13 protein-coding genes and 1 tRNA gene are annotated in these 13,075 nt (G+C 71.2%); 8 read left to right on the forward strand and 6 right to left on the reverse strand.

The genetic code is table 11. The features are described from left to right. Window positions 1–2: 2 nt before the first annotated feature. From ACIBVN_RS08155 to ACIBVN_RS08165, 3 genes are all read right to left on the reverse strand, one after another. Window positions 3–1,211 (reverse strand): FAD-dependent monooxygenase, encoded by a 1,209-nt coding sequence (locus tag ACIBVN_RS08155; RefSeq protein ID WP_397133955.1) that lies wholly within the window; start codon window positions 1,209–1,211, stop codon window positions 3–5. Then, the gene (locus tag ACIBVN_RS08160; protein ID WP_397133957.1) at window positions 1,208–1,819 is read right to left on the reverse strand and encodes a TetR/AcrR family transcriptional regulator; all 612 of its coding nucleotides are present in this window, start codon (window positions 1,817–1,819) and stop codon (window positions 1,208–1,210) included. The genes ACIBVN_RS08155 and ACIBVN_RS08160 overlap by 4 nt, the downstream gene beginning before the upstream one ends. Before the next feature lie 344 nt (window positions 1,820–2,163). Further along, window positions 2,164–2,235: transfer RNA gene (locus ACIBVN_RS08165), tRNA-Asn, on the reverse strand. Between the two features lie 124 nt (window positions 2,236–2,359). Here ACIBVN_RS08165 and ACIBVN_RS08170 point away from each other — a divergent pair. Further along, a complete protein-coding gene (locus ACIBVN_RS08170; RefSeq protein WP_397133959.1) occupies window positions 2,360–2,677 on the forward strand; it encodes a YtxH domain-containing protein in 318 nt (105 codons plus the stop codon). Window positions 2,678–2,701: 24 nt separating this feature from the next. Here ACIBVN_RS08170 and ACIBVN_RS08175 read toward each other — a convergent pair whose 3' ends face one another. From ACIBVN_RS08175 to ACIBVN_RS08185, 3 genes are read right to left on the reverse strand one after another with little or no spacing between them, the layout of a single operon-like run. Then, a complete protein-coding gene (locus ACIBVN_RS08175) occupies window positions 2,702–3,178 on the reverse strand; it encodes a hypothetical protein (protein WP_349455742.1) in 477 nt (158 codons plus the stop codon). Beyond that, window positions 3,175–4,449, reverse strand: coding sequence for an amylo-alpha-1,6-glucosidase (locus ACIBVN_RS08180; protein ID WP_397133961.1), 1,275 nt, complete (start codon window positions 4,447–4,449; stop codon window positions 3,175–3,177). Before ACIBVN_RS08180 ends, ACIBVN_RS08175 begins: the two co-directional genes overlap by 4 nt. Before the next feature lie 32 nt (window positions 4,450–4,481). Then, window positions 4,482–4,640 (reverse strand): hypothetical protein, encoded by a 159-nt coding sequence (locus ACIBVN_RS08185; protein ID WP_397133963.1) that lies wholly within the window; start codon window positions 4,638–4,640, stop codon window positions 4,482–4,484. A 179-nt stretch (window positions 4,641–4,819) separates the two neighbouring features. Here ACIBVN_RS08185 and ACIBVN_RS08190 point away from each other — a divergent pair, with 179 nt between their 5' ends. The 7 genes from ACIBVN_RS08190 to ACIBVN_RS08220 are packed head-to-tail and all read left to right on the forward strand — an operon-like array spanning window position 4,820 to window position 13,026. After that, window positions 4,820–5,986 carry a hypothetical protein gene (locus tag ACIBVN_RS08190; protein WP_397133965.1) on the forward strand — a complete coding sequence of 389 codons (1,167 nt, stop codon included), beginning with the start codon at window positions 4,820–4,822 and terminating at the stop codon, window positions 5,984–5,986. Then, on the forward strand, window positions 5,983–8,115 hold the full coding sequence (locus tag ACIBVN_RS08195; RefSeq protein WP_397133967.1) for a tetratricopeptide repeat protein: 2,133 nt from the start codon (window positions 5,983–5,985) through the stop codon (window positions 8,113–8,115). The genes ACIBVN_RS08190 and ACIBVN_RS08195 overlap by 4 nt, the downstream gene beginning before the upstream one ends. After that, entirely contained in the window at window positions 8,112–8,942 is an 831-nt protein-coding gene (locus tag ACIBVN_RS08200; protein ID WP_397133969.1) for a PP2C family serine/threonine-protein phosphatase, read from the forward strand. Before ACIBVN_RS08195 ends, ACIBVN_RS08200 begins: the two co-directional genes overlap by 4 nt. Beyond that, window positions 8,935–10,221, forward strand: coding sequence for a VWA domain-containing protein (locus ACIBVN_RS08205; RefSeq protein WP_397133971.1), 1,287 nt, complete (start codon window positions 8,935–8,937; stop codon window positions 10,219–10,221). Before ACIBVN_RS08200 ends, ACIBVN_RS08205 begins: the two co-directional genes overlap by 8 nt. Further along, the gene (locus tag ACIBVN_RS08210; protein WP_397133973.1) at window positions 10,221–10,850 is read left to right on the forward strand and encodes an FHA domain-containing protein; all 630 of its coding nucleotides are present in this window, start codon (window positions 10,221–10,223) and stop codon (window positions 10,848–10,850) included. The genes ACIBVN_RS08205 and ACIBVN_RS08210 overlap by 1 nt, the downstream gene beginning before the upstream one ends. Further along, the gene (locus ACIBVN_RS08215) at window positions 10,847–12,223 is read left to right on the forward strand and encodes a hypothetical protein (RefSeq protein ID WP_397133975.1); all 1,377 of its coding nucleotides are present in this window, start codon (window positions 10,847–10,849) and stop codon (window positions 12,221–12,223) included. Before ACIBVN_RS08210 ends, ACIBVN_RS08215 begins: the two co-directional genes overlap by 4 nt. Then, window positions 12,220–13,026, forward strand: a complete 807-nt coding sequence (locus ACIBVN_RS08220; RefSeq protein ID WP_397133977.1) for a transporter substrate-binding domain-containing protein — start codon at window positions 12,220–12,222, stop codon at window positions 13,024–13,026. Before ACIBVN_RS08215 ends, ACIBVN_RS08220 begins: the two co-directional genes overlap by 4 nt. Window positions 13,027–13,075 lie beyond the last annotated feature (49 nt).

The following is a 13,075-nucleotide window of genomic DNA, read 5'->3' on the forward strand; positions in this document are numbered from 1 at the left end:
GATCACGTGGCGTTGGTGAGGGGCGCCTGCCGACTGGTCGTGTGCAGGTTGGTGATGACGGCGGTGGATTTGCCGACCAGGGCAGCGGCCACGTACCGGTCGATGACCGGGAACCGGGCGAGCTTGAGGGCTGCCCGCCGGAGGCGAAGCTGGCGAGTGGTGGCGGGGATGAACCAGCGCGTCCCGTTGCGGGCTGCCTGCTGCCTGTCGGTGACCACCGGTCGCAGCGTCTGCTCATAGCGTCGCAGCGCGGTCTCGATGGTGTCGGTGCGGGACAGGTGCTCTGCCAGGACATAGGCGCCGGTGATGCCCAAGGACGCGCCCTGGCCGGCCAGCAGGGACACCGCGTGGGCGGCATCGCCGATGAGCACGACGCGGTCCCGGCTCCAGGTCGGCATGTCGATCTGGGCGACCTGATCGTAGTAAACCTGCTCTGGTGGCGGGCAGGCGTCCAAGGCACGCGGTGCGGCCCAGCCGAGGGCCGCGTATTCGTGGCGGATCGCCGCGCGTGGATCGGCCGGCAGTGCGGGGTCGGGTGTGCGATGCACGGTGAAGACCGCCACACGCTGGTCCCGCAGCGCGTAGAAGCCCATCTGCCGGTTGACGGTATCCGTCAAGCAGAACTGTCCGGCTACCTGGGCGTGGATGTCGGCGTCGTCGAACGAGTATGCGGCGGTGTGGAATCCCAGATAGCGCAGGAACTCCGGCTCGGGTCCGAAAACCTGGCTGCGAACGGTGGAGTGGATGCCGTCAGCGCCCACCAGGAGGTCGGCTTCGATTGTGCTGTCGTCGCTCAGCGTGACGGTGACGCCGTCGGTGCGGTTGTCGATGCCGGTGAGCTTGGTGGCGTGGCGCACATCGACCCGGTCAGGGAGGTGTTCGCGCAGAGCACGTTCCAGGTCGGGGCGCATGATGCTGACCAGCCGGCCGTTCACGATCTTGGCGAACTGGGCGAAGCGCATGCGGGAGCGCCGGCGGCCGTGGTGATCCCGGTAGGTCATCTCCTCGACGTGGTATCCCAGCTCGCGGATGCGCGGCAGCACGCCCATGGCCTCGGCGGCGTCGTAGCCGGGACCGAAGAAGTCGATCATGTAGCCCTGAGTACGAGGGCCTGGCGCCTTTTCCACGACCACGACCTCGACCCCGAAGGCATCGAGGCGCTGGGCCAGGGCCAGTCCGGCGATGCCTGCCCCGCAGATGACCACTTTCATGGGGTGTCGGCAGTCCTTTCGCGCGCGGACGGGCGTCCGAAGCCGGCGGGCGTGATGAGCCGGTCCAGGACGGTTGTCAGGTCCGCGGCGTCCGGACCTGGGCCGAGCGCGCGGTGCAGCATGATGCCGTCGATTGCGGCAGCCAGCACCGCGGCGGTCGCCTCGGGTGCGGCCAGCCCGTGCTCGGCCAGCCGGTCGGCCAACCGCCGCCGGAACTCGGCGACGACTTCACCCAGTGAGCGGCGCAGGCCTTCGTCACGGCCGGCGGCCAGATACGTCTCGGCGAACAGCAGCGAGGTCGGATCCCGCCCGTCATAGTCCTTCAGGAAACCCACCATCAGCTTGAGCGCTTCGTCGGGCGTGTGCGCCTGTTCCAGTCCCGCGCCGAGCTGTTCGATCAGCGCGCGCATCACGCCGAGCGCGGCCTCGGCCAGCAGTGCCTGCACCGAGGCGAAGTGATAGTGCACCACGCCAGGGGCCACCCCGGCCCGCTCGGCCAGCATCCGGGTGCTGACCGCCGACCAGCCTCGCTCCGCGATCAGCTCGGCCGCCACACCCAGCAGCCGCTGACGCGCCTCGCGTCCCCGTTCCGCCGCCGTCGCACTCATCGTTCACACTCCTGGTCGATCGCCCTGGGCATTCGTCTTGGACGTATGCCCAGAATCTAACACGGGATCCCCTCAGGCATGCAAAGGCCGCGGACCCAGCCCTGCAGGACTGCATCGTCAGCGATCAAGGAAGGCGGAATATCATCAGCACTCGACGCCTGAAACCACGCCAGCCGTCTACCGGCATCAGATCAGGCCCGTCATCGTCCATGAGGCCGAGAGCATGGACGCTGTCTTCGGCAACGGCAGACCGATCCGGGTAGCGGGCTCTCGAAACGACTCAGGCCCCCTATCCTTGATCTAGGAAGGGGGCCTGAACCGTGTGCTTCTCAGCTCTACCAGAGCTCCCGCGATAGGACTCGAACCTATAACCTGCCGGTTAACAGCCGGCTGCTCTGCCGTTGAGCTACGCGGGATCGTGCATCTGCGCACTTCGCCGGGGCTTGGGCCCCTTCGCCGTGCGCAGGAATAGATTAGCGCACTCCTGGAGTGCGTGTCGCATCGTAAGCGGGGTAGGGCCGGAGACAGCGGAGGTGCAAGATGCGTTATCGGATGACATTCGCTGCTGGTCTGGCGATCGGCTACGTGCTGGGCAGCCGGGCGGGTCGCGAACGGTACGAGCAGATCAGGCGGACGGCGCAGCGCGTGGCCGACAACCCACGGGTCCAGGAGGCCGCCGGGGTGGTGGGCGCGCAGGCGTCGAAGCTGGCGGGGATGGCGAGGTCGAGAGTGGGTGACACGCTGCAGCACCGCATCCCCTTCCTCAGCTCCGACCGGCACAAGCCGGACACGGGCACGGGATGGCCGGATGAGGACATCGTGGACAGGAAGGCCCGCGAGAGCGGCATCCCGTACTGATCTCACGCGCGGAGCATGGGCGCCTCAGACGCCCATGCTGCGCCGCAGCCCCTCAAGGGCCTGTTCGGCCTGCGCGCGCAGGCCGGGGTCCGCGGGGTCGAGGCCGTCGTCGAAGACGAAGGTCCAGCCGAGCACCTCCCCGCCGGGCCGGCGCCTGGCCACCAGCCGCACGCCGCCCCTCCCCGGCAGCTTGACGTGCTTGTTGACCACGATCGTGGAGTTGACGCGCTCCCGCACGGTCTCGGGCACCAGCCGCGGCTCGGAGACCTGCGCGACGTGCCACGCGCCGTCCATGGTGAGCACCCGCACGCCCTGTTCGTCCCACGACGCCTTGTCGATCTCCTCGTACGGCAGCCGCGTCCCGTCCGTCAGGTAGAGGGCGAGGTTCGTGGCGACCACGTAGCCGGAGGCCGCGCCGGCGGCGAAGGTCAGCACCCGCTCCCCCGGCTCGGTGTCCAGGGACTTGCGCACATCGGCGGGCAGGCGGCGGAAAAAGCTCATTCCACCACGTTATCGGCGAGCAGATCGAGGGTGAGCGCCGCACTCCACGAGAAGTCCCTGCACCCGCGCCCGCTGCCGTCGAAGGGGTCGAAGCACTCGCGGAAGCCGGCCTGCCGCACCAGGCGCAGCGTGCAGTTGGTGAGCTGCTGGCCGAGCTGGTCGAGCGAGTGCACGGCCGCGGCCCTGCGCAGCAGCCAGTTGGTGTTCACCCAGGAGGGGCCGCGCCAGTAGCGCGTACGGTCGAACTGGGCGGCGCGGATCTCGCAGCTCGGCACCGGATAGCCGGTGGCCCCCATGAACCTGGCCGACTCCAGCACCTCCACGGCCGCCTGCAGGCGGTCGCTGGGCAGCCCCGGATCCAGCAGCGGCCCGAAGGCGCCCACCGTGCACACCCGGATCAGCCGGTCGGTCCGCAGGTCGCGGGCGTAGAAGCAGCCGTCCCAGAGGCGGTCGAGCATGGCCTGCCTGATGCGGTCGGCCTGCTCGACGTGGGGCACGGGGTCGGCGCCCACCAGGGGCGCCAGCTCGGCCAGGGCCTGGCAGGAGGCCAGCCAGATCCCGTTGAACATCGGGTCCTCGATCGCGAACGGGTGCTCGTCCCGCAGGTACTCGGCCCGGTATCCGGCGTCCCGGTAACGCATGGCGAGCCAGACGTATCGGTCGTGGTCGCTGTCCGGGTGGCGCTCCTCCAGCTCGACGTTGCGGTAGCCGTACCTGATCACGGGCAGTGCGGCCAGCGCGTCGTCCCAGGAGGGGCTGTCGTCCATGCCCGACTCCCAGGGGTGCACGATCGCGGCCAGGCCCGCGCCGCCGAGGTCGCGGGCCGTGGCCAGGTAGGCGTGCTGGGCGACCAGCGCCGGGTAGGTCTTCCTGACGAAGGCGACGTCGCCGGTGTGCCGGTAGAGCCACCACAGGGCCAGCGCGTGCAGCGGTGGTGAGGTGAGCCCCGAGGTGAGCACGTGTGGCGCGGCAGCGTGCTCCTGCGAGCGCCACACGGAGGGACCGGGGAAGTACGCCTCGCGCGTGTGGAAGACGATGTGCGGCAGCATTCCGGTGGCCCACTGCCCCCGCAGCAGGCTGAGCAGCTCGTCGCGGGCCCGCTCGGGCCGGTGCCTGGCCAGGCCGATGACGACGAACGCGGAGTCCCAGCTCCATTGGTGCGGATAGAGACCTGGCGCGGGCACGGTGCCACTGCCCGTCCAGTTCGCCTCGAGCACGGCCAGCGCCTCGCGCCCGAGCGCGGCATCGTCGACCGCCGGCCGCGCCTCCATCACCCAACTATGCCCGCGGATGCCGCAGGAAGCTATGTTCTTCTGGCCCACTTCGTCAGGAGCATGGCGCCGAACGCCACGGCGCCGATGATGAGGCCCCACTTGAGCAGCGTGAGGGCGAAGCCCACGAGGGGGCCGAGGAGTACGAGCGCGGCCACGATCGCCGCGACAATCAGCAGAATTCGTCCCATGTCTGCAACGGTAAGAGATCCTTTAAGCGGATTGCAGGCGAGGCAGGGTTGAATCAGGGACAAGTCAGGGGTGACCCCGACCCTTGGAACCAACCGGCCGAATCCCCCGTTTAGCCGGTAGGACCAAGGGGGCATCGGGGGCCCGCTTCACGGGGAGCGTGATGAGCCTGGGACCACCTATGAGCAGGGAGGGCGTCGAGCACGCCCTGCGCGCTCGCGCCGACGAACGCGACCGCATCTCCGGCGACCTGCTCGATCTCGAATCCCACACCACCTACCAGCTGCTCAAGGGAGCCTCCTTACGCGGGGCGACCCAGCGGAGATGGGCCGCGGCGCAGGAGTCGCTGGCCACGCTGTGGTCGCTGAACGACGCGTACCGGGCCGTGTTGCGCGACGCCGAGCAGATCAGGGCCGCGCGCTCCAGGCCGGGCGCGGAGCAGCTGGAACAGCTGACCGAGCTGCTCGCGGGCACGTCCGTGGTGCTGCGGGCCGCGGCCAAGCCGGTCGAGCAGCGCTCGCTGCTCCCCCAGAAGGACGAGCGGCTGACCCTCGACCAGACCGTGACGCGGATGGACGCCGCCTTCCGCGAGGTCACCTCCGCCCTCAATGACATCGACGCGGTGTGGAACACCGTGCTGCCCCGCCTGGACGGAGCCGACAGCGACCTGCGCCGCATCCGCGACCTCGAACGCGAGTTAGGCGAGAGCGCCGACCTGGCGGCGCAGGAGGCCGAGCTGCGGCGCCTGCGGGCCTCCGTCCTCGAAGACCCCCTCGGCACGCCCGTCGAGCAGGACCTCGACCGGCTGGCCCGGCTGCTGGCCGGCTCCCGGACGGAGCTGGAGCTGGCGCTCACCGTCAAGGCCGAGTACGGCAGGCGCAGGGAGGACCTGGTGGCCGCGCTCGACCGGGTCCGGGCGGCGGAGAGCGAGGCCCGGCTGGCCCACGGCGCGGTCGTCGTCAAGATAGCCCTGCCGCCCCAGGCCCAGCCGCGGAGCCGGGCCGAGCCGCTGGCCGCCGAGCTGGACGCGCTCGACGCCTCCGCCGACACCTGGGTGCTGCGGGCAAAGCGGCTGGCGGGGCTGGAGGAGGAGGCCCGCAAGGCCGCCGAGCAGTCGCTGGCCACGGCCAAGGCGCTCTACGGCCTGGTCGGCAGGCGTGACGAGCTGCGCGGGCGGCTCGGCGCCTGCCAGGTGATGGCGGTGCGCAAGGGCCTGGCGGAGGACCCCGCGGCGGCCGAGCTGTACGAACGGGCGCGCGTGCTGCTGTGGAGCGCGCCCTGCGACCTGACGAAGGCGGCGGCGGCCGTCGAGACGTACCAGCGCGCGATTCACGGAGGTAAGGGATGACCCGCTGCGCGCAGCCCGGCTGCACGGGCACGATCGAGGACGGTTATTGCGACCTGTGCGGCCACTCGGCGAGCGCGCCCGCACCTGTCTCCCAGCCCTCCGCCCCGGTCGCCTCCGTGCCGCTCCAGACACAGCCGGTGAGCAGGTCGGTCACCTCGCCGGTGAGCAGCGGCAGGTCGCGGGCGGGCAGGCTGGCCACCATCGCCGACCTGCCGTCGGTGCCCTACCGCGACCCGGCCACGGCCGTCATGTCGAACCCCATGGTGCCGGAGGACAAGCGGTACTGCGCCAACCCGGCGTGCAACAAGGAGGTCGGCCGGTCCAGGGAGGGGCGGCCCGGGCTGACGGACGGGTTCTGCCCGCACTGCCGCACCCAGTTCTCCTTCACCCCCAAGCTGGGCAAGGACGACCTGGTGGCGGACCAGTACCGGGTGCTGGGCTGCCTGGCGCACGGCGGGCTGGGCTGGATCTACCTGGCCTCCGACGAGAACCTCGACGGCATGTGGGTGGTGCTCAAGGGCCTGCTCAACACCAACGACGCCGAGGCGCTGGCGGCGGCGGAGGCGGAGCGGAAGTTCCTCACCACGGTCGACCACCCCAACATCGTCAAGATCCTGAACTTCCAGCGCTCCGGCGGCTTCGGCTACATCGTCATGGAGTACGTGGGCGGCCAGTCGCTGCACGAGCTGCGCCGCCAGGGCCCGCTGCCGCTGCGCGAGACCCTCATGTACGGCCGGGAGATCCTGCAGGCGTTCGCGTACCTGCACGAGCACGGCATGGTCTACTGCGACCTCAAGCCGGCCAACGTGATCAGGGTCGGCAAGCGGCTCAAGCTCATCGACCTGGGCGCGGTGCTGCCCATCGGCGCGCCGCCGGGCTCCGGGTGGGCGACGCCCGGCTATCACGCCCCCGAGGTGGAGACCCATTCCGCCGCGGCCACCGCCGACCTCTACACCGTGGCCAGGACGCTGGCGGTGCTGGCCATCCCGGGCTTCGTCCCGTACGCGAACGGCGTGGCCACGCCGCTGCCCGACGACTGCGGGCACCCGTCGTTCACCCGGCTGCTGCGCAAGGCGACCGCCGTCAATCCCGCTCACAGGTTCCAGAGCGCGGAGGAGATGGAGGAGCAGCTCATCGGGGTGCTGCGGGAGGTGAGCGCCCTCGAGGACGGCGTGCCGTACCCGGCGCCCTCGCCGATGTTCGGGCCCGAGCGGTCCGCGGTGGGCACGGCGCTGTCGCAGGAGGGCGACAAGGTGTTCGGGCCGCTCGACCCGGCGGCGGTCGCGGGCGCGCTGCCGGTGCCGCTGGTCGATCCGGCCGACCCGGCGGCGGGCGCGCTGGCCGGGCTGCTCGGCCGCGACAGCAAGGAGCTGATCGGCCAGCTCGCCGCGATGCCGCAGACACCCGAGACGAAGCTGATGCGGGCCAGGCTGCTGGCGGAGGAGGGCGCGGCCGAGGCTCCGGTCGCGCTGAGCGAGCTGGAGCAGGAGCTGCCCGGCGACTGGCGGGTGACCTGGTACCGCGGGGTGCTGGCGCTGGCCGCGGGGCAGACCGACCAGGCCGTGTCGATGTTCGACTGGTGCCTGTCGGCGCTGCCCGGCGAGCTGGCGCCGAAGCTGGCGCTGGCGTTCGCGCTGGAATGCGCGGGCAAGCCGGCGGCCACCTGGTACGAAGCCGTCTGGCGGACCGATCACTCCTACGTGAGCGCGGCGTTCGGGCTGGCCAGGTCAGGCAGGATGAGCGTGCTGGACGAGGTGCCCGCCCACTCGATCTACCGGGTGTCGGCGCAGGTGGCGCAGGCGATCTCCGTCGTCCGGCGGCCCGACCTGGCCGCGCTCGTCACGGACGACCTGGTGGGCGCGGCCGACCGGCTGGCCAGGCAGGCCGACCTCGACCCGCGCCGCCGCGACGTGCTCACCGCCGAGCTGCTCACGTCGGCGCTGACCTGGCTCGGGACCGGCTCGCCGCCGAAGGGCGCGCAACTGGCCGGCGCGCCGTTCACCGAGACGGGGCTGCGCAAGCGGCTCGAGTCGATCTACCGCAAGCTGGCGGTCGCGGCCGAGTCACGCCAGGAGCGCCACGCGCTCATCGACCAGGCGAACGCCGTACGACCGAGGACCTGGCTGTGAACTGTCCTGTGTGCGAGGCGCCCGTGCTGGAGGGCGACACCTACTGTGAGGCGTGCGGCCACGCCCTCGGCGCGCCGGCCTGCGCGTCGTGCGGCGCGCACGCCGTGGACGCGGAGGGCTACTGCGAGCGGTGCGGCCTGCGCCAGCCCACCGGCAGGGACCACGCGGAGATCGTGCTCGACGGCGGCGCGGCGGCACTCACCGACAAGGGGCTGCGCCGCAGCCGCAACGAGGACGCGATGGCCCTGCTCGCGTCCGGTGCTGCGATCGTGACCGTGATCTGCGACGGCGTGGGCAGCTCGCCCAGGGCCGACGAGGCCTCCGCGGTGGCCGTCGAGACCGCCTCCGCCGCGCTGGCCAGGAGGCTGCCGCCGGAGGAGGCGTTCGACCTGGCCGGGCGGGCGGTGGCCAAGCTCGCCACGTCCGTGGACGACGCGCCCGCCAGCACGTACATCGCCGCGGTCGTCGAGGGCGGCCGGATCACGCTCGGCTGGGCCGGCGACACCCGGGCCTACTGGCTGCCGCACTCCGCGCAAGGACCCACCCTGCTGACCGAGGATGACGCGGTCGAGACCGGCGAGATCACCGCCTGGCTCGGCGCCGACGCCGTCGACGTCGCGCTCCACGTACGCACCCTCACCCCGGAGGAGCCCGGCCTGCTGCTCGTCTGCAGCGACGGCCTGTGGCGCTACCTGGACGGCTACGCCTTCCCCAGCACCGGGACCCCCATCGAGATGGCCCGCGAGATGCTCCGCCACGCGCTGGACTCCGGCGGCCAGGACAACGTGACCATCGCCTTGATCCCCCTAGGAGTAACGCATGGGTGACCAGCCCACTTTCACCCTGACCATCGACCAGAACAAGTACCTCCCGACCGACGGCCGCGAGGTGCACGCCATCCTCACGGTCGGCTCCACGGGCGGCGTGACCACGCAGTCCGTGACCGCGCAGGCCGCCGAAGTGATCATCATTGACACGTCCGGCTCCATGAGCGGTGGCAAGATCCGCGAGGCCAGGCAGGCGGCCGTGACCGCCGTGCGGACCCTGCGTGACGGGGTCCACTTCGCGGTGATCGCCGGCACGGAGCGGGCCAAGGTGGTCTACCCGGGCGGCAACGCCAACCTGGTCAAGGCCGGCCCGGCCACCAGGGCCGAGGCCGAGCGGGCGATCAGCCGGTTGTCCGCGCACGGCGGCACCGCCATGGGTGAGTGGCTGAAGCTGGCGGGCCACCTGTTGTCGGCGCACCCGTCGGCGATCAGGCACGCGTTGCTGATGACCGATGGCCAGAACAACGAGCGCACCGACGTGTTCGCGTCCGTGCTGGCGGCCTGGAGCGGCAAGTTCGTGTGCGACTCGCTGGGGATCGGCCAGGACTGGGTGCCCGGGGAGCTGCGGAAGGTCTCCGAGGCGATGCTCGGCACGTTTGACTTCGTACGGAACCAAGGGGATCTGTCCGAGTACTTCCGCAGGCTGACGCAGGCGTCGATGAGCAAGACCGTGGCCGAACTGTCGCTGCGGGTGTGGGTGCCGCAGACCGCCACGCTCAAGTTCGTCAAGCAGGTCTCCCCCACGCTGCTCGACCTCACCGGCAAGCGCACCGACGTGAACCCGCTGACCGGCGACTACCCGACCGGCTCGTGGGGCGCCGAGGAGCGCGAGTACCACATCTGCGTGGAGGTGCCGCCGGGTCAGATCGGCCACGAGATCAGGGCCGGCTGGGTCAAGCTCGTACGCCCTGACACCCAGGAGGTCCTGGCCAGCGGGAACGTGCTCGCCCAGTGGACCGACGACCTGGCGGCGTCCACCCGGATCAACAACAAGGTCGCCCACTACACCGGCCAGGCCGAGCTGCACGAGCTCATCCAGGACGGGCTCAGCGCCAGGGCGATGGGCGACGTCGACACCGCGACGGCCCGCCTGGCCAAGGCCAAGGAGCTGGCCGCACACTCGGGGCGCGAGGACACCGCCAGGCTGCTGGAGAAGGTGGTCGAGGTCGATCCGGCCACCGGCACGGCCAGGCTGCGCAGGAGCGTGGACAAGGCGGACGAGCTCGAGCTCGACACCGGCTCCGTCCGTACCAGCCGGTTGCGCAAGGAAGGAAGCTGATGGCCACTTGCCCTCAGGGCCACGCGTCGGGCGACGACGAATACTGCGACGTCTGCGGCGCCCAGATGACCGGCGCGCCCGCACCTCGACCCCAGGCCCAGGCCGCGGCGCCGGCGGCCGAGTCGTGCCCGGTCTGCCAGGCGCCGCGCGCCGGGCAGTTCTGCGAGGTGTGCGGCCACGACTACACCGGCGGCAGCGCCCCCGTCTCCGTCCCCCTGAGCGGGGCCCAGTGGGAGGCCGTCACCGCCGCCGACCGGACGTACTACGAGAAGGTCGTCGCCGAGGGCGGTCCCGACGCCGCCGCGATGGCGTTCCCGCCGTACTGCCCGGAGCGCTCGTTCGCGCTGGTCGGCGAGCAGGTACGCATCGGACGGCGCAGCAGGGCCAGGAACCTGGCCCCCGAGATCGACCTGACCGGGCCGCCCGAGGACCCGGGCGTCTCCCACCTGCACGCCGTGCTGCTCGCCCAGCCGGACGGCTCGTGGACGCTGGTCGACCCGGGCTCCTCCAACGGCACCCAGGTGAACGGCAAGGCCGTCAAGGTGAACGTGCCGGTCAGGATCGGCCCAGGCGACAAGATCCACCTGGGCGCGTGGACCGTCATCACCATCAGGGAGGGCACGCCGTGACCCTGGTGCAGCCCCAGCCCAAGGCGCCCGTCGCGCAGGCCGCTCCGGCGCCTGCGCGCCGGAGCGTGCCCGGCAGGATCCGGGTCATCACCGGCGTCACCGTCGCCTCGCTGGCCCTGCTCTTCGCGGCGCTCGCGGTCGGCAGCATGAGCGCCCGCGACGGCCTGCAGGTCATCGGGCGCGACGCGGGACCGCAGGTGGTCGCCACCGCCGATCTCTACCTGGGGCTGAGCGACATGGACGCGCAGGTGGCCAACGTGCTGGTGATGGGCGACCAGTACGCGCCGCAGCGCAAGCAGGCGCTCGACCGCTACGAGCAGCAGCGGTCCAAGGCCAACGAGGCGCTGATGCAGGCGCTCTCCCTGGCCGACACCAAGGCCGAGCGGGAGACCGTGCGGTCGGTGCTCGACAAGCTGGGCCGCTACGAACGGCTGGCCGGCCAGGCGCTGCTGCTCGACGAGCGGTCCAAGCACGCGCCCGGGCCGCCTCCCCAGGAGGTGGTGCTGACCTACCGCGAGGCCACCAAGCTGATGCGGGTCGAGCTGCTGCCCCAGGCGTACAACCTGACCCTGGAGAGCGGCACGATCGTGCGCGCCACCTATGACGAGAAGGCGGTCATGGTGCCGCTCCTGCGGGTCGCGGTGGTGCTGGCCGGGCTGCTGGCCCTGGGCTGCCTGGTCTGGCTGCAGATCTTCCTGGCGCGTCGCTTCCGCCGGGTCTTCGGGCCGGCGCTGCTGGTCGCCACCGTGACGACCGCGGTCGCGCTGATCTCCGGAATGAACGTGCTCAGCACGGACGAGGCGGCGCTGCGTGAGGCCAAGTCGGCCGGGTTCGACTCGGTGCTGACGCTCGCCAAGGCGCGCTCGATCAGCAACAGCATGCAGGGCGACCAGAGCCGCTACCTGCTGGACAAGGAGTGGGCCGACACCTACGAGCACACGTTCCTGGACAAGGCGATGTCGGTCGTCTACTTCAAGGCGGGCAACCTGCGGACCTACCACGAGCAGGTCGCCACGGGCTCCAGGCGCTTCCTCGGCATGCTGGGACCCGAGCTCGTCGGCAAGGAGGGCAACGACGCGCTGGAGGCGTACCGGGCCTTCCAGGCCTCCGACACGAAGTTCCGGGAGCTGGTGGCGAGCGGCAAGACCAACGAGGCGGTCGCCGAGCGGCTCGGCCCGGTGACCACGGCGTTCGACGCGTACGACCGCGCGCTGCTGTCGCTGTCCGCCAGGCACCAGGCCCAGTTCACGCGGGCGATCGCGAGCGGCGAGAGCGCGCTGGACAACCTGTGGCGGCTGCTGCCGTTCGCCATCGGCGGGATCGGCCTGCTGGTCATGGCGGGCGTGTGGCCACGACTCAAGGAGTACCGGTGAAGCGGGCGCTGGTGGTGGTGCTGGCCCTGGTCGCGACGGTGGCCGCGGGCTGCGGGACGGACGGGCAGGAGTCGGTCCTGGACAAGGAGAAGATCGTCGTGGCGGTACGCCCCGACCTGCCGTCGGTCGGGTTCCGCCGGCCCGACGGCAGGTTCGAGGGGTTCGACGTGGACGTGGCCGCCTACATCGCCCGCAAGCTGGGCAAGGAGGCGACCTACATCCCCGTGCTGGCCGCCGACCGGCAGAAGGCGATCACCGACGGCAGGGCCGACCTGGTGCTGGCCACGTTCACGATCGACCAGGAGCGCAAGAAGGAGGTGCTCTTCGCGGGGCCGTACCACATCTCCTACCAGGACATCCTGCAGCGGCCCGACGAGACGATCAAGAACGTGCGCGACCTCAAGGGCCGCAGGATCTGCAACGTCAAGGGCTCGAACGCGGCCGACCGGGTCGTCAAGGAGCGGGAGGTGGCGGCGCAGCTCGTGCCGTTCGACGACTACAAGACGTGCCTGGCGGCGCTGAAGAGCAACCGGGTGGACGCCGTCACCACCAACGACGTCATCCTGGCGGGGCTGGCCAACCAGGACGGCACGGGGCTGAAGCTGGCCAACGCGCATTTCAACGAGCAGCGCACCGGCGTGGGCATGCGCAGGAGCGACGTGCCGGGGTGCGAGGCGGTCAACCGGGCGATCACCGAGATGTACCAGGACGGGACGGCGAGCAGGCTGCTGCACCGGTGGTTCGGCACGTCGGGGCTGGACCTGTCGACCGTCGCGGTGCCGCAGTTCGAGGGCTGTTCCTGAGGTTCGAGGGCTGCTTGCGAGCATGGGACAGGCCCGGGCGGCACTCGCC

The organism is Nonomuraea sp. NPDC049400 (assembly GCF_044466425.1).
GTDB lineage: Bacteria > Actinomycetota > Actinomycetes > Streptosporangiales > Streptosporangiaceae > Nonomuraea.